The sequence below is a fragment of the Glutamicibacter creatinolyticus genome (assembly GCF_006094275.1).
In the GTDB taxonomy this organism is placed as follows: Bacteria; Actinomycetota; Actinomycetes; order Actinomycetales; family Micrococcaceae; genus Glutamicibacter; species Glutamicibacter creatinolyticus.
On sequence record NZ_CP034412.1, the window covers coordinates 1,741,549 to 1,757,733 of the forward strand.

The 16,185-nt window shown below is 65.7% G+C and carries 15 protein-coding genes; 10 read left to right on the forward strand and 5 right to left on the reverse strand.

Going from position 1 to position 16,185, the window contains the following annotated elements:
• The first annotated feature begins 59 nt into the window (after nt 1–59).
• From GcLGCM259_RS07935 to GcLGCM259_RS07945, 3 genes are all read left to right on the forward strand, one after another.
• Entirely contained in the window at nt 60–1,538 is a 1,479-nt protein-coding gene (locus GcLGCM259_RS07935) for an MFS transporter (protein ID WP_138926279.1), read from the forward strand.
• Between the two features lie 280 nt (nt 1,539–1,818).
• Nucleotides 1,819–2,259 (forward strand): VOC family protein, encoded by a 441-nt coding sequence (locus tag GcLGCM259_RS07940; protein ID WP_138926280.1) that lies wholly within the window; start codon nt 1,819–1,821, stop codon nt 2,257–2,259.
• Between the two features lie 111 nt (nt 2,260–2,370).
• Nucleotides 2,371–3,057, forward strand: a complete 687-nt coding sequence (locus GcLGCM259_RS07945) for an HAD family hydrolase (RefSeq protein ID WP_138926281.1) — start codon at nt 2,371–2,373, stop codon at nt 3,055–3,057.
• Nucleotides 3,058–3,099: 42 nt separating this feature from the next.
• Here GcLGCM259_RS07945 and GcLGCM259_RS07950 read toward each other — a convergent pair whose 3' ends face one another.
• Both GcLGCM259_RS07950 and GcLGCM259_RS07955 read right to left on the reverse strand, forming a co-directional pair.
• Entirely contained in the window at nt 3,100–6,543 is a 3,444-nt protein-coding gene (locus GcLGCM259_RS07950) for a DNA polymerase III subunit alpha (protein ID WP_138926282.1), read from the reverse strand.
• Between the two features lie 110 nt (nt 6,544–6,653).
• Nucleotides 6,654–6,962: a DUF6504 family protein gene (locus tag GcLGCM259_RS07955; protein WP_246049871.1), complete on the reverse strand. Its 309-nt coding sequence runs from the start codon at nt 6,960–6,962 to the stop codon at nt 6,654–6,656.
• A gap of 189 nt (nt 6,963–7,151) precedes the next feature.
• Between GcLGCM259_RS07955 and GcLGCM259_RS07960 the strand changes: the two genes are divergently transcribed.
• From GcLGCM259_RS07960 to GcLGCM259_RS07975, 4 genes are all read left to right on the forward strand, one after another.
• A complete protein-coding gene (locus tag GcLGCM259_RS07960) occupies nt 7,152–7,592 on the forward strand; it encodes a hypothetical protein (RefSeq protein ID WP_138926283.1) in 441 nt (146 codons plus the stop codon).
• Nucleotides 7,593–7,771: 179 nt separating this feature from the next.
• Complete coding sequence (locus GcLGCM259_RS07965) at nt 7,772–8,857, forward strand: S-(hydroxymethyl)mycothiol dehydrogenase (RefSeq protein ID WP_138174180.1); 1,086 nt, start codon at nt 7,772–7,774, stop codon at nt 8,855–8,857.
• Nucleotides 8,857–9,486, forward strand: a complete 630-nt coding sequence (locus GcLGCM259_RS07970) for an MBL fold metallo-hydrolase (RefSeq protein ID WP_138174182.1) — start codon at nt 8,857–8,859, stop codon at nt 9,484–9,486. The genes GcLGCM259_RS07965 and GcLGCM259_RS07970 overlap by 1 nt, the downstream gene beginning before the upstream one ends.
• A 151-nt stretch (nt 9,487–9,637) precedes the next feature.
• A complete protein-coding gene (locus GcLGCM259_RS07975; RefSeq protein WP_138174184.1) occupies nt 9,638–9,913 on the forward strand; it encodes a hypothetical protein in 276 nt (91 codons plus the stop codon).
• A 40-nt stretch (nt 9,914–9,953) separates the two neighbouring features.
• Here GcLGCM259_RS07975 and GcLGCM259_RS07980 read toward each other — a convergent pair whose 3' ends face one another.
• Entirely contained in the window at nt 9,954–10,667 is a 714-nt protein-coding gene (locus GcLGCM259_RS07980; protein WP_246049460.1) for an SOS response-associated peptidase, read from the reverse strand.
• 1,546 nt (nt 10,668–12,213) lie between these two features.
• On the opposite strand from GcLGCM259_RS07980, the gene GcLGCM259_RS07990 reads away from it, so the two are divergent.
• Complete coding sequence (locus GcLGCM259_RS07990; RefSeq protein ID WP_217496521.1) at nt 12,214–12,699, forward strand: hypothetical protein; 486 nt, start codon at nt 12,214–12,216, stop codon at nt 12,697–12,699.
• Between the two features lie 754 nt (nt 12,700–13,453).
• A complete protein-coding gene (locus GcLGCM259_RS07995; protein WP_138174192.1) occupies nt 13,454–13,726 on the forward strand; it encodes a mycoredoxin in 273 nt (90 codons plus the stop codon).
• 110 nt (nt 13,727–13,836) lie between these two features.
• Here the strand turns inward: GcLGCM259_RS07995 and GcLGCM259_RS08000 are convergent, their stop codons facing one another.
• Complete coding sequence (locus GcLGCM259_RS08000; protein ID WP_246049462.1) at nt 13,837–14,592, reverse strand: lipoate--protein ligase family protein; 756 nt, start codon at nt 14,590–14,592, stop codon at nt 13,837–13,839.
• A gap of 102 nt (nt 14,593–14,694) precedes the next feature.
• Between GcLGCM259_RS08000 and GcLGCM259_RS08005 the strand changes: the two genes are divergently transcribed.
• Nucleotides 14,695–15,318, forward strand: a complete 624-nt coding sequence (locus GcLGCM259_RS08005) for a uridine kinase family protein (protein WP_138174194.1) — start codon at nt 14,695–14,697, stop codon at nt 15,316–15,318.
• Here the strand turns inward: GcLGCM259_RS08005 and GcLGCM259_RS08010 are convergent.
• On the reverse strand, nt 15,315–16,133 hold the full coding sequence (locus GcLGCM259_RS08010; RefSeq protein ID WP_138174196.1) for a thioesterase family protein: 819 nt from the start codon (nt 16,131–16,133) through the stop codon (nt 15,315–15,317). The genes GcLGCM259_RS08005 and GcLGCM259_RS08010 overlap by 4 nt on opposite strands.
• Between the last annotated feature and the right edge of the window lie 52 nt (nt 16,134–16,185).

The following is a 16,185-nucleotide window of genomic DNA, read 5'->3' on the forward strand; positions in this document are numbered from 1 at the left end:
CCAAATAATATTGCGCAAATTCTATTGCGCAATATTATTTGCGAGCCTATGGTGGTGTCATGACCTCGACCCCAGCCCCGGCCGCCGGCACCACCGCCGGTGAGCCACTGCCCCCTTCCGCGAACCCCGGCGCGCGGCCCGGGACCGTGCGGGCGCCGGAGAACGCCGCGCCGACCCTGCCGCCGCTGCGCCGCCAGGGCCCCTACCGCCACTGGTGGGCGGCGGACACCTCCGCCCTGCTGGCCGGATCGGTGTACCAGTTCGTGATCCCGCTGCTGCTGCTGGCCGTGACCGGCTCCCCCGCCCAGGCCGGACTGCTGGCCGCCCTGGGCATGGCCGCCCGGGTGGGGCTGACCCTGTGGGGCGGTTCCCTGGCCGACCGGATGAACCGGTCCACGCTGATCGTGCTCGGCGGGTTGACCGGGGCCGGGCTGACCGCCGCGCTGGGCCTGCTGGCCGCGGGCGAATCGCTGGGCGTCGCGGCACTGTGCCTCGGGCACATCGTGCTGGAACTGCGCGGCGGGCTCTTTGGCACCGCCACCAACGCGGCGCTGAAGGACGTGGTCCATCCGCTGCAGCTGGGCCGGGCGATGGCCGCGAACCAGGGCCGGGATGCGGCGCTGAGCCTGGGCGGGGCGCCGCTGGGCGGGCTGCTGCTGGGGCTCGGGGCCGGGCCGGCGCTTGGATTCGTCGCCCTGTTCCAGCTGCTCTCGGCCGGCTTCGGGCGGCTGATCGCCCCCAGCGTGAAGGCCGCCGAAGAGCACGCCGCCGCCGACCCGGCCCAGGCGCCCAGCACGCAAGGGGTGCTGGGGGGTCTGCGCTGGTGCTTTGCCCGCCCGCAGCTGCGGATCATGCTCTGGCTGATCGTGGCGGTGAACCTGGGCACGAACGGTTCGGTGACCACCCTGGTCTACGGGTTGCGCGACCGCGGGCAGTCCCCGGTGAGCATCGGGCTGGTCAGCGCCTGCATGGGGGTGGGGCTGCTGCTGGGATCGGTGTTCGCCACCTGGCTGATCGACCGGGTGCCCACCGGGTGGCTCTCCTGCCTGTCGCTCAGCGCCCTGGGACTGTTCCTGGCGCTCATCTCCGCCCACGCCGGCCTGTGGTGGATCGGCGGGATGCTGGCGGCCGCGTTCGTGGGGGTGCCGGCCCTGAACGCGGCGGTCGGCGGCTACTTCATGGCGATCGCCCCGCGGGACATGGCCGGGCGGGCGAACGCGGTGATGCTGTTCATGGCGCTGCTGGCCATGCCGCTGGGGCCGCTGCTGGCCGGGGCCGGGGTGCAGCTGGCCGGGATGGCGCCCACGATCCGCTTCTTCGCCGCCATCGTGCTGCTGGCCGCCCTTGGCGCCTGGCTCAGCCCGCACATCCGCTCCATCCCCGGGCCCGAGCACTGGCAGCACTCGGGCCCGGACACCGCACCGACCGGCGCCTCGGCGAGCGCGAAGGCCAAGCGTCCTGCACGCGGTGGGCGGCCGGCGAGCGCTGCTGGGCGCGGACGCGGCCTGGAGCCCCATGGACAGTGGATCTACCTCTAGATCCCCTGGGGGCGTTCGGCGCTGCGGCGCAGGATAGAAGCCTCATAGGATCGAAAGCGCAGTGAGCCAGCGATGGCCCGGCCTCGGGGTCCCCAGGGGAGATGCCGACACCGGGCCTCACCGGTGGATGTGCGCCACCGGGTGTGGTGCGCCGATCCAGCGGCGCTCCAGCGGGTTCTGGTCGCTAGCCGTCGGCAATGTCGGGACCTTCGGTGCGGCCCTTCCCCGGCAGGGGTCAGTGGCTCTTCCGTCCCGGGGTTCGCTTGCCTACTGTGGGGGTATGAGCAAGCCTGCCCCGCCAACCATCAGCGCCATTACCCTCGGGGTGCGTGATGTGGGTGTCTCCCTGAAGTTCTACACCGAGGGCCTGGGCTTTGAGCTGGTGCAGCCGGCCCATGAGCAGATCGCGTTCGTGCGGGCCGGGCACGGGCTGATGCTGGCGCTGTGGGATGTGGCGCAAATGCCCAGCGAGTACGGGCAGGTGGGGCATTCGCAGTTGGCTCCCCCGGTGTCGCTGGGTCACAACGTGGGGTCCGACCGGGAGGTGGAGGCGCATTACCGGCGAGCGCTAAAGGCCGGGGCCAGCCCGGTCAATGCGCCGGCGAAGCAGCCCTGGGGTGGGATGAGCGCCTGCGTGGCGGACCCGGACGGGTTCCGCTGGGACTTCGTGCACAACCCGACGTTCGTGGTGGAGGCCGACGGGCGGATCTCCGCGGTCTGAGCGGCAGCTGGCCTATGCTGGGGGTTTAGCCCCGTGTGCCCACCCCCGTGCCCGCTGCCCTGCCCGGGCCTCCCGTGGGGGCGCGGGAGCACGGTTTTGCAGGAAGGACCCATGCCCTCCCACGTCTACTTCGACTTCTTCGGCACCCTGGTCGACTATGACCCCTCCATCCACCCGGCCGGGTACAACGCGCCGTTCGAGTTCGCGCGGCGGGCCGGGGCCGGGGTCAAGGCCCGGGACTGTGACCGGCTGTGGGACCGGGCCTGGGCGGAGCTGGACGGGCAAGCCCAGCGCAGCGAACGCGAATGCTCAATGCAGCAGATCGCCACCCGCTACTGGCAACTGCTCGGCGCCCCGGGGATTGCCGAGGGTGAGATCTCCCGCCTGGTCGAGGAGTACCTGCAGGCCTGGAGCGCGCGGATCGTCCCGGCGCCCGCGGTGGCCGAGTGCCTGGCGCAGCTGAGCACCGCAGGGCATCACCTGGCGGTGGTCAGCAACACCCACCACCGCCCGCTGGTGCCCCGCCTGCTGGCCCGGTTCGGGCTGGATGAGCACATCAGCGACGTGTTCACCTCCATCGAGCTGGGCTGGCGCAAGCCCAATGCGCGGATCTTCCAGGCGGCGCTGGACCGGCATGGCATCACCCCGGCCGAGGCGGCGTTCGTCGGGGACAACTGGGTGGCGGACATCGAAGGTCCCCGCAGACTGGGGATGGCCGCGTTCTACGTGGGTCCGGCCACGGCCCGGCGTCCGGCCATCACCCTGGCGCAGCTGCCCAGGCTGCTGCGCCACAGCTAGGCGCCCGGTCCCCTTCGGGGGGATCGCCGGGCGGTCCCTCCCCTAGGCTCCGCGCTGGTCCAGCCCCTCGGCCTGCATGCGCCGGGCCAACTGCCCCACGGTTTCGGTGACCGGTTCGGCCGGTCGCATCCCGCGGGCGCGGGGCCGCTGCGGGTCCTGCAGGTAGCCGGCCGGCGGCCAGGTGTCGGGCTGGTGCAGGTCCCAGGCGTTCAGGGCCTGCACGGAGATGCCGCGCGGGCCGGTGCGCCGGGTGGTGCCGTGGATGAGCAGCATCCGGGTGTTGAACAGCAGCGGGCCGGTGCGCTGCTGCACGTCGTGGAAGAAGGTCGCGTCGATGCAGCCGGTGCCGTCGTCCACCGAGATGAACACCACCCGCTTGCCCCCGCGCATCGGCGGGGTCTGGGTGGCCACGCGCACCCCGGCGACCAGCACCTCCGACCCGTTGCGCAGCTCCAGCAGCTCCACCGCCCGGGTCATCGGCAGGTGGGCCAGGGCCTGGTTGTAGGAGTCGATGAGGTGTTCGCTCACGTCCAGGTGCATCAGGTCCAGTTCGGTGCGCACCTTCTGGCTGGGGCTCAGCTCGGTGCCGGTGGCGCGAATCGGCTCCAGCTCCCCCAGCGGCAGGGCCAGCTGTCCGGGGCCGGGACGGTACTTGACCGGTAGGGTGCTGTGCGCCATGGACTGGGTGTGGGCGATGGTGTCGGCCCGGGTGGTGCCGGCCAGCAGGGAGTCGAACACCCCCAGCGCGGCCAGGTTCTGGTAGGTGCGCCGGGAAAGCCCGGCCCGGTGGCGCACATCGGCCAGCGACTCGTAGGGCTGGCCGGCGACCAGGCGCTGCACCTCGCGTTCGCTCATCTGGTGGATGTCGCGGAAGGCCAGGCGCACCCCGTACTGTCCGGGGCGCACCGTGCCGGCGGCGCGCGGAACCACCGGGGCGGTGCGCGCACCCCCGTCGTAGATGCGTTCGACCCGGTAGTGCCCGGTGGAGCGGTTCACGTCCAGCGGCAGGATCGGGATGTTCATCCGCCGGGCCTCGGAGACCAGCAGCCGCTTGGGGTACATGCCCGGGTCGTGTTCCCAGATGCCGGCCAGGAACGCCTCGGGGTGATGCGCCTTCAGCCAGGCCGAATGGTAGGTGGGCACCGCGAACGCGGCCCCGTGCGCCTTGCAGAAGCCGAAGGAGCCGAACCCGGCCAGCACCGCCCACACCTCGTCGATGGTCTGCTGGCCGTAGCCGCGCTGGGTGGCCGCGGTGCGGAAGAAGCGTTCGACCTCCGGTTCGCGCTGCGGGTTGCCCAGGTGGCGGCGGTAGACGTCGGCCATCCCCAGGTCGCAGCCGGTCATCACGTTCAGGATGCGCAGCACCTGTTCGTGGAAGACGGTCACCCCGTGGGTTTCGGCCAGCGCCGGCACCAGGTCCGGGTGCAGGTACTGGGCCGGGGCGAAGCCGTGGCGGTGCTCCAGGTAGGGCTTGACCATGTTCGACTGCATCGGCCCGGGCCGGAAGAGCGAGATGTCGATGATCAGGTCGTTGAATTCGCGCGGGGCCAGCTTGCCGATCAGTTCGCGCTGGCCCGGGGATTCGATCTGGAAGCAGCCCAGGGTGTGGGTGGAGCGGATCAGCTCGAAGGTGATCTCATCATCCAGGGGCACCTTGGTGAAGTCGATGTGCCCGTCCTGCTGGATGTACTCCTCGTTCCGGTGTCCGCCGGCGCGGGCCACGGCCTGCCGGTTGGGGTGCAGGCGCTTGATCTCCTCCAGGGTGTAGGCGATCGCCGACTGCATGCGCACCCCGAGCACGTCGAGCTTAATCAGCCCCATCAAATCCATGTCGTGCTTGTCGAACTGGCTCATCGGCAGCCCGATGCCCGAGGGCTGCACGGCGGTGCGTTCCAGCAGCGTGGCATCGGAGAGGATCACCCCGCACGGGTGCATGGAAATGTGCCGCGGCAGCCTGTCCAGCCGTTCGGTGACGTCCACCAGCTGGTCCAGCTGCCGGTTGCCGCTGATCCGCCCGGCCAGGGCCGCCAGTTCGGGTTTCTCGGCCAGCGCCTCGCGGAAGGAGGAGGCGGAGAAGCGCCACAGCTGCTTGGCGATCTCATCGACCTGCTCCTGCTCGATGCCCAGCGCCGCCCCGGCATCACGCACCGCACCGCGGGCGCGGTAGGCGTTTTGCATGCTCATCAGGCTCACCCGTTCGGCGCCGAAGGTGTCAAAGATCTTGTGGTAGATCTCGTGGCGGCGCGCGGATTCCACGTCAATGTCGATATCGGGCAGGGTGGTACGGGTATCGGAGAGGAAGCGCTCAAAGACCAGGTCGTGCTGCAGCGGGTTGACGTGGCTGATGCCCAGCAGGAAGTTCACCAGCGAGGAGGCCCCGGAGCCGCGGGCCGAGACCCGCACCCCCATGTCGGTGATCAGCCGCACGGTCTCGGCGACGGTCAGGAAGTAGCCGGCGAACCCCAGCCGGGAGATCACCCCCAGCTCCAATTCCAGCCGGGACTCGATGACCCCTTGATCGGTGTGCGGCAGCATCCGGGGCACCGCGGCGTGCACCCGCTGGCGCAGCTGGTGCTGGGCGTCCCCGGTGATCCCGATGATCCGGTGCTCGGGGATCACCGGCCGCTTCCATCCCAGGTCCTGGCCGGGATCCAGGGCGGCCCAGGCGGCCACCTGCTCGGTGGCGTGCAGCAGCCGGGAAGCCCAGCCGCGCTCGGTGGCCCGGGCGATGTCCCCGGCCAGGCGGTGCATCTCCTGCGGGGTTTTCAGCCAGCCCTGCCCGGTGGGCTGCAGCTCATCAAGCGCATCCAGGCTGTGCAGCACCCGGGCCGAATCCAGGATGTCGGCGGTGACCGCCCCGTCCGGGCCGGCATAGCGCACGGCATTGCTCAGCACCGGGGTGATGCCCAGCTCCCCGGCCAGGCGCACCAGCTTGCTGGCATGGCCCAGGCAGTAGCGCTGCCCCTCGGCCGAGAGGTGGGTGGTGACCTCCACGCGCAGCAGCCTGCCGGCCAGTTTCCGCCACTGGGCCAGCAGCTGGCGGGCGGCGGTGTAGTTGCGGGCCTCGATGGCCTTGCCCACCTCGGATTCGGCGCCCAGCAGCACCATCAGGTTGCCGCCGGCCAGGTGCTCGCGCAGCTGGGTGCGGTTCAGTCCCACGCTCTTGCGGTGGGTGTGCGCGGCGCTGACCGCCCGGCACAGGGCCGCGTACCCGGCGCCCCGGCTGTTGCCCCGCGCCAGCAGCAGAATGCGTCCACCGGCGCGTCCCTGCCGGTCAAGAACCGCCAGGTTGACCCCCAGGATCGGCCTCAGCCCGTGCTCCAGGCAGGCACCTACGTGCTTCACCGCGCCATAGAGCCCGTCCCGGTCGCACAACCCCAACGCCCAGGCACCATCGGCCTTGGCCTGGGCGGCCAGCAGCACCGGGGTGTCGACCCCGTAGTGGGCGCTGTAGGCCGAGACGACGTTCAGGTGGGTGAAACTCATGGGCGGGCATTCCTTCAAAACTTTCCAGACCCCTATTAGAACAAAGTTTCGAACGGTTGGCACACGCCCTACTCAGCCGCCCCTCCCGAAGGCGCCACCACCCCTAAGCGCTACGCGCTCAGCGGCAGCTCCTGGTGCACCCGGATCAATCGCCAGCGCGCCGATTGCGGGTCAAAGCTGACATCGATGGTCCGCCCCTGGCTGCGGGAGGAGCCCAGGGCGATCTGCAGCCGCCAAATCTCGTAGTCAACCACCCCGGCGCCGGTGCCGCGCGGAACGCGCATACCCTCGTCCCACCACTTGCGGCGCTCGAACCAGCGGTGCGGTTCGGCCACCAGGCGATACTCATGCCCCTTCCAGCGCACCCGCAACGGCACCCCGGCCGGAGTGCACGCAACCTCGATCGCCTCGGTGAACATGCCCACGGTTGACTCCTAACTGCTGCTCCATCAATTGTATTCGAACACGTGTTCGATCAGTAGCGACAGTAGTCAGCGCCCCGGACAGTTTGGGTCGGCCGCCGATGCTGGCCCGCAAACAGGAACTGTAGAGTCATGCTGAGACCGCGGCGGGCTCGCCGCCTGGAGCAGAACATTCGAAAGGCCCCCATGGGATTATTTGGACGCAAGAGCCGCACCGCGGCTGAGGAGCAACAGCAGCAGCAACTGGCCCAGGGTGAACCCCTGCTCGGCGACGGCTACACGCTGCGCGCCACCGGGCAGCTGGGCGGGGTGAGGAAACGCACCCCCATCACCGTCGTGGAGCTGAGCACCCAGAGTCTCACCGGCTGGTTCCACTTGGATGAGGCGCGCAGCTTCTTCACCGAACGCAGCGCCATCCTCGAGTCCTGGAACAACAGCCCGGCGGAGCTCTATCTGGCGACCGTCAAGGCGACGGGCAATGGCTCCCCGGCCGACGCTGCTCTAGCGGGCCTGGGCGAGGGCCAGGCGGCGCTGCTTCAGCCCACCGGCAGCGGGATGCAGGTTGTGCTGCTGCTGGAGCAGGGCGAACTGCAAAGGATCCGCGGCTGGATCGAGCAATTGCCCTAACCCTGCGCGCGGTCGTAACACTCTTACGCCCTGAACGGACAAGCACACCGCAGCTCTCGGAGCACCCCACGCCGGGACGCGGCAAACCTGGGCGCAATGGACACATCCTAGAAACCCGGGCGCGCGACCGATAGCATCGAGAAGACCTGCAACTTTTCAATCTAAGGGGACCAAAACACATGCCTCATAAGGTTAAAGCCGTTATTTCCCGCGTCAAGGATGCCCCTGTCGAGGTCGTGGACATCATCGTCCCGGATCCGGGGCCCGGTGAAGTCGTCGTCGACGTTCTGACCACCGGGGTGTGCCACACCGACCTGCACTACAAGTTGGGCGGGATTGGCGACGATTACCCGTACCTGCTGGGCCACGAATCCACTGCGGTGGTTTCCCAGATCGGGCAGAACGTCACCAACGTCAAGGTTGGCGACCGGGTCATCCTGAACTGGCGCGCGGTGTGCGGCCAGTGCCGCGCCTGCGAAAAGGGCGAACCGCAATACTGCTTCAACACCCACAACGCCACCCAGAAGATGACCCTGGAGGACGGCACCGAGCTGAGCGCCGCGCTGGGCATCGGCTCGTTCGCCGAGAAGACCCTGGTGGCTGCCGGGCAGTGCACCAAGGTCGACGAGGATGCCGACGCCGCCGCGGTGGGCCTGCTCGGCTGCGGGGTCATGGCCGGCATTGGCGCGGCCATCAACACCGGTGAGGTCAAGCGCGGTGAGTCCGTGGCCGTGATCGGCTGCGGCGGGGTGGGAGCCGCGGCCATCGCCGGCGCCCAGCTGGCCGGGGCGACCACCATCATCGCGGTGGACGTCAACCCGGACAAGCTCAAGACCGCTCAGAAGCTGGGTGCCACCCACACCGTGGACTCCAGCAAGCAGGACGCCGTGCAGGCGATCCAGGAACTGACCGGGGGCTTCGGCGCCGATGTGGTCATCGACGCGGTGGGCCGGCCCGAAACCTACAAGCAGGCCTTCTACGCCCGCGACCTGGCCGGACGCGTGGTGCTGGTGGGCGTGCCGACCCCGGAGATGACCCTGGAGCTGCCGCTGCTGGACGTGTTCGGCCGCGGCGGGGCGCTGAAGAGCTCCTGGTACGGGGACTGCCTGCCCAGCCGGGACTTCCCGATGCTGGTGGACCAGTACAAGCTCGGCCGCCTGGACTTGGACACCTTTGTCTCCGAACGCATCAAGCTGGACGAGATTGAGGCGGCCTTTGACAAGATGCACGAAGGAACCGTGCTGCGATCGGTGGTGGAACTCTAATGAACGCACAGATTGAAAACGTGATCACCTCGGGGACCTTCAGCCTCGATGGCGGAACCTGGGATGTGGACAACAACGTCTGGATCATCGGCGACGCCAAGGAGGTGCTGGTCATCGACCCGGCCCACGAGCCGGAGAAGATCCTCACCGCCCTGGGCGAGCGCAAGGTCAAGGCGGTGCTGCTCACCCACGGCCACGATGACCACATCCGCGCCGCCGGGGAGTTCGCCGACAAGGTCGGCGCCCCGCTGTACCTGAACCCGGAGGACTCGATGCTCTGGGACGCGGTCTACCCGGAGCGCAAGCCAGACGCGGAGATCAAGGACGGGGACCAGTTCTCCATCGCCGGGGTCACCCTGCATGCGATGCATACCCCCGGGCACTCGCCGGGCTCCACGTGCTTCCACGTGCCGGAGCTGGATGTGGTGTTCAGTGGTGACACCCTGTTCAGCGGGGGCCCTGGCGCCACCGGGCGCAGCTACTCGAGCTTCGAGACGATCATCGAATCAATCCGCGAACGCCTGCTGAACCTGCCGGAAAAGACCGTGGTCTACACCGGGCACGGGCCGAGCACCAGCATCGCGGCCGAGGCCCCGAACCTGGATGAGTGGATCGCCCGCGGCCACTAGGTCCTGGGGCAACATTCCGCGCTAAACCTGCCGTCGCGCCATGGCTGACCCGCCATCGCCCGACGGCAGGTTTTTGCTTTGGTGACTCCCCAGTGGGTCCGGCCCGCGCGCCCGGCGCTGAAAGTGCGCGGGACCCGGTCATAATGACAATATGTCAACGAACCTTCCCGGTACGAAACCGCGGCCTCGCGGGGCCGCCATCCTGATGCTGAGCGGAGTCCTGTGCCTGATCGCCGGGCTGGTCATGAAGTGGTGGGATGCCCGCCAGCTGCGCGAATTCGGCTGGTTCGCCTACGCGCCGCTGAGTGAGACCACGTATTTTCCCGGCCCCACGCCGATGGCGGTGGCCGCCATGGTGCTGCTCTTTGCCGGGGTGGCGACATTCTTCCTGGGGCTGGGCATCCGGCTGGGCCGGCGCCGGCGCTAGCCACGGCCGCTGCCTCGGGCGCCCGCCGGGCCGGAATGGGCTAGAACAGCTGGGAGGTATTGGGTTCGACCAGTTCCGGTGAGTTGTTGCGGACGTTGCCCACGGCGGAGTCCACCTCATGCATGGCCCACTGGGAGGCAACGTCGAAGGCCTGCTCGCGCAGCTGCTCAATCAGCCCCGCCCCGTCCTCGTCCATGGGGGCCAGCCACCGGGCCATCATGTCCTTGTCCATGGGAATCGGCAGGCGGTCGTGCAGGCCAGCCAGTTCCCCCAGCACCCCGGGCTCCGATTCCTCGGGCGATTCCATGGTGAGGATGGAGGTGGACAGGATCCAGCTGCCGTCCTCGTCCTTCCACCACTCATACAGGCCGGCAAAGAAGATCAGGCTTCCGTCCCCGGTGTGCACGAAGTACGGTCGTTTCTTGCCCCCGGGCTCCTTCTTCCACTCGTAGTAGCCTTCCACGGGCACCGCGGCCCGGCGTTTCTTCACCGCGGCCCGAAAGGTCGGTTTGCTTTCGGCGGTCTCGCTGCGGGCGTTGAAGGCCCGCACCCCGACCGACAGGTCCTTGGCCCAGCCGGGAACCAGGCCCCACCGGGCCACGTGGACTTGTCGATGCAACTGCCCGTCGATCAGCCGCTCCAGGACGATCGGCACATCGGTGGTCGGCGCAACATTCCAGGACTGGCGCAATTCCAGGTTCGCATCCGCTTCGGCTTCCGCTTCGGCCACCAGATCCCCGATGGCCTTGGCCATGACGTATCTTCCGCACATGGGAACTTCCCTTCTTCGTGCCGTCCTAAAAGGTTCTACAGCCCCAGAATATCGGCTAAGTCGATGCCTGCCCGCACGAAGTCAGCAGTCGCTAGTGTAGCCACTGGTGTAGCCGCTTGCCTATTGGTGACCGACTGCGCCCAGCTGTAACTGTGACTACCCTAGCGCGACACCATCAAGTAGCGAACTAGGAGCAATTCGCGTCCGTCTTTGGGGGGGCCCTAGACTCAAATACAATCACTTGCACCACCGGAGCCACCATGAAGAAATCAATCATCACCACAGCCACCGCTGTGCTGGCTTCTCTCGCGCTCGCGGGCTGCTCCGCGGGCAATCAATCAGCAGACCCTGCACCAAGGGTCACAGCGACGTCCAGCGCCCCAAAGGCAACGCCTACTCCAAATGCTTCCAGCTCGACAAGTGCGAGTCCGTCAAAAAGTCCGGTAGCCTACCCCACTGATTCGGATGGCGTGCAAGTCTTGCCGCCGGAGATTAGGGCGCAGAATGGGTACCTCGATAATAACGGTGCCAATAGCTTTGAAGGGTGGGCTAAAGGTACACCGCAACGCGCCACAATCACATGGGAGTCGGACGGGACCAACAGGATTAGGATCTCTGTTGCCGATGGTGATTGGAGCAAAACAGAACTGCCATCTTACGCGGATTCCGTGATGTCCGCCTATGGATGCAAAGAGGGAATCGATCGGGTAACGGTTCAGACGGAAGATTCCAGCCTGAGCGCGTCAAGCTCGGCCTGTTAACGCAAAGAACCGCCTCACCCTTTCATGAGGTGAGGCGGTTTTGTTGCTCCTGCACTTTCGCCCATAAATATACCCGCTAAGTTCTTATATCTGGAATCTTAGCGTATGTAATATTCATGTAAGGCAAACAAAGAAAGAAGGTAGCAACTATGGGAGACTTCGGAAAGCTGCTAACGGGGATAGGAACTCTATTAGTAGGAATCGCGGCACTCATAGCCGCATTCAAGCAGTCCGAAAGAGACAAGCTTGAACCGACTCTCAGCCCCGGCAAGGGCTGAAGGCTAGCCTCCCTCCTACTATTGCACACCATCATGAAATTGAAAACGCTAGTAGCCGTAACCGTGATTATCGCCCTCGTAAGCGTGCTCGTTCGACTGCCGCCACTCGCCCGGCTGCTGTTCGGAGTTGGCGCTCTCGCTTTCGGTAACGCGGCCATCGTTACGGCGGTTAGGAAACCCCGAAAGTGACTATCCGTTACTTGACCATCGCGGGCATCGCGAGCCGGCTCGGCATCTCACCCACGTCAGCGAAGAAGTATGCGGACGATGGACGGTTGCCTGAACCGGACGCGGTGACCGGCGACGGCCCCCGCGCAGTTCGCGGGTGGCTCCCCGAAACCATCGACGCTTGGAACGCCACCCGACCAGGCCACGGCGGCAGACCCCGCAAGACCGATCGCGAAGACTGACCAACTCGCGAACCGTCCACCGCGCCCCATACACTGGCCGCAAACCCACTTGGAGGAACCTGTGAAGAAACTCGTTACTGTGGGCACGCTGGTGGCCGCTCTCGCACTCGCCGGATGCACGGCAGGGAACGAGTCGGCAGAGTCTACGCCAAGCCCCACCGCTACGATCAGCGCGTCCGATACAACGTCGGCATCGCCTGATGAATCGTTTGAGGCTAGCGCAAAAAAGACTGCCACCCCTAACGATGGCAAAGCATGGGCTGACAAGATGATCAATCTGTTCTTGAACGGCAATAGCAAATCGAAGTTCTCAGACTTCAGCAAAGAAATTCCGCATCACTACATCACCGAATGGGGGCAGGAATCCAAGGGTGTTATGTCGGTGACTGTTTCCGGCAAGAACTGGAATCAGTGTGATCTGGATGAACTAGCGGTTACCGTCATGAGCACGGCAGGGCATGAAACCCCCGAGATGAAAAAAGTTGTTACTTACTCTGGAACAAAGGGGCTAGTCGGCGCTACAGGCCGCGACGGGATGAACTTCGGAACGCCTTCAAGTTGCTAGCTACTTAAGCGCGAAAATCGTCCCGCATGACCTAAAGATTATGCGGGGCGATTCCGGTTTTCTAGCGGCGCTTGTTCAGGTACTCCTGCCAAGCAGGGCTGGATGTTGATTTGGGGCATGACAGATATAGGTTCCCTCTGACGGAGCGGAGTTCGTAATCGTCCCGTGCCGCTTCGATGGCCACCTTGTTGAAGCCTTGCAGCTGCCATGACAGGCCAGCCGCGTACCCAACCTCACTGAAGACTAGACCTAGTAACGGTATGAGGTACGACTTCACGTGGTTCACTTGCCCGCTATAGGTGTTTGGGGCTACAATGCGCGGCACGATCTTTTCGAGCCACTAGGTGAGCCACTTTTCGACTGTCATGCTGGAGCTGGCAACGTCACCGTATTTGGCTACGGTGCCTTTCCATTCTTGCAGTTCTTGTCGTGCCCGCGTTTTGTTTTTGCAACGGACTTCTTTGCGTCTGCGTTTTCCGTCCAGCCCAGGCGGGAGTTCTACTGTAGCCGTCCAGAATCCTCGACCGTCCTAATGTAGGCCGCCTTCACCTTTACCTTTACCTTTACCTCTAGCCATTTTTCCCCTATTGCAGGTGTGGCCATAGTGTAGCCATACCTAGTCATTATTAGTCATTTCCAGTCATGACACTAAGCGTTTTCCCGCATGATTATGCGGAAGTTCTGTTCTCCACCATTTTTTGACGTATCTTCCGCACATGGGAACAAGTCTGCCAGCAAAATGGTTCAATGAGGTATGAGCAACCCAGTAAATTATGACCAGTACATCCCGGAATCCGGGTCGGTAACCATGTTCACCACCAGCTGGTGCGGTTACTGCCGCAACCTCAAGCGCATGATGGACCAGAAGGGTGTGAAGTACACCGAGGTGAACATCGAAGAGGTGGAAGGCACCGCCCAGATCGTCGAGTCCTTCAATGGCGGCAACCAGACCGTGCCGACCCTGGTGTTCTCCGACGGCAGCGCAGCCACCAATCCGCGCATCGAAGAGGTCCTGGAACGCGCCTAACGGCGTCGGTGATTGATCAGAGAACTTAGCGCAATGCCCAGCAGCCCGCACCGCGGCCTGCTGGGCATTGCGTTATCCGACCGTAGCTGGCTGACCCCGGGTCGGCGTTGCTAACTAAGTGTCTTCTCCCCCACCTGGTCCAACTGGTATCTGGTGGAGTACTCCTTTAGTAGAGCTCGGGTGAAGTCCTCGACACTGAGCCCGGGAACCAGGTCATCAGCCGCCCCAATGGTCGATGGATCCATGGGGATCTGCATCCGCTGGTAGACCTCGTCGAGCACGGCACGGATGGGAGCCGATTCGCTGATGACGAAGACCGATGAAAAAAGCCACGCCCCGGCCACCACCCGTTGGGCCGTTCCGATGAGTTTCACCGGGGCGTCGACTCGTGCGCCTGGGCCGGGCACCCCGTGCACGGAGTGCTCTCCGGCACAGTATTCGCCAGCCAGTTCCCCCATTCGCGCCTGGACTCCCAGCCGCTGCAGCGCCCTGGCATACAGTTCCCCGAAATCGGTGAACCGGGCCTGGTGTCCCATCATTGCCTCGGCTTCGGCCTCAATGTGATCCACAATCAGCGTGCCGCGGTGGTAGGCCGCCGCCCGCCCACCGGCCTGGCGCACCACGGGCGTGAACCCATGACGTTGCGCCGCTTCCACGGCCGCCTGATAGCCCTCGAGCCGGACATCACGCTGCCCGAAGGCCAGGGTCGGATCGGGACGGTAGATGCGCAGCAGTGCGGGCATCTGACCGGCGCGCACCTCACGCAGCAGCTGCACCCCGCGCTCCAGGTCCGCAGCCGGATCCCCGCTCGGTTCCTCGATGAGCACACGCAGCCGTGCCGGCTGACCTTCGCTAGCTAAACCCATGATGTCGATTCTACTGCCAGCCCGCACTACCGATCCGGAGGTGACAAGGAATGCCCCGACCAGGACCGCATCGTTTACCGGTCGGTACGGTTCTGCGCGATAATGGTCAGCGTGCCTCTTTCAACAACCCCGGTGATACTTATTGGCGGAGCCTCCGGCTCGGGCAAGTCCTATCTGGCTTCCCGCTACGGCAGGCCGCACCTGCCCCTGGATTCCTTCTACCGCCAGATCAGCGAAGACGGCCAACCGGAAATCTTCCCCCGCACCCAGTACGGCGAAATCGACTGGGACCATCCGGGAACCTGGAACCGCGCAGCGGCACTGGAGGCGATCGGCGAGCTGCTGGAAACCGGGTCAACGAACGTGCCGGACTATTCGATCGCCACCTCCAGCTACAGCGGGTACCTGCGGATCACCGGGGCCGGACCAATTGTTGCCGAGGGGATCTTCCTGGCTGAACTACTGCAGCCGCTGCGGGAGATGGGGGTAAACGTACAGGCCTACTACGTAGATGAGCCGGCCCTGGTCACCGCCCTGCGCCGCTTCGTCCGCGACGTCTCCGAACGTCGAAAACCGGTGGGTTTCCTCATCAAGCGCGGCTACGCCCTTTACCGCTCCCACAGCGCCAACCGTGAGGCCTACCGGGCCCAGGGATTCACCCTGCTGCCCAAGCCCACGATCAAGCAGCTGCTAGCCGACCTGGCGCAGGACCCCTCACGCAGCTAAAGCGGGCGAACCGTGAGGATCTGTTCGCTGTGCCCGAAAGGGCCCTGCTCGTCATGCAGGACCGCGGAGGTCAGCCCGATCCCGTCGGCGCCGTAGCTCTGCTGAGCCTGCAGCCCCAGCCACTGGCCCACCGGTTCACGGTACATGTGGATCTGCAGGTCCACGTTCGGGAACATCCAGCTGTTCGGGCCGGGTTCGGATCGTGGCGCCACACCGTTGGCGGTGTCCACCATTCCCAGCAGCCGCACCATGTCCGGGGAGCTGACCCCGTCCACCAGGCTGAACGGATTGCGCAGCCAGACGATGCCCTTGCCCGGCCGGTGCCCGGCCGCCGCACGCATTTCAACTCCACGAATGTAGCCGCCAGGCCACTGGGATACCGCGTCGTAGGGCTCGCACTCCTGCGGGCCGGGCACCCGCGCGTCCTCGCTCCCGGCCACTGCCGAGGAATCCCCGGTAGCCAGGCGCCAGGCCCGGGCAACGATGCTGGTCCGCCCGTTGGTCACCATCTCGGCTTCAATCAGCTCAATCGTGCGTCCAGGACGAATCATGCGGGTATTGATTTCGAACTCACCGGCGTGGATCAGGCCGTGGATCTCCAGGCTCACCCGGGCCAGTCGCATGTCATCCCGGGGCTGGAAGTTCAGCATTTCATGCACCAGGACACCGGTGGCCGGGGCCATATGCTGCTCATGTTCATTCCAGGCGCCCTGGGCATGAATCGTGGAGCGGTATCGCCCCTCCCCCAGCGGTTCGTAGTAGAAGTCACCGGTAGCCAGGATTTGTTCGAGCTCTTCGCCGACCTGATGAGTCATCGCATTACCTCATTGAAATGTTCCGATACGTGCTGCAACTCACCCTACCCGA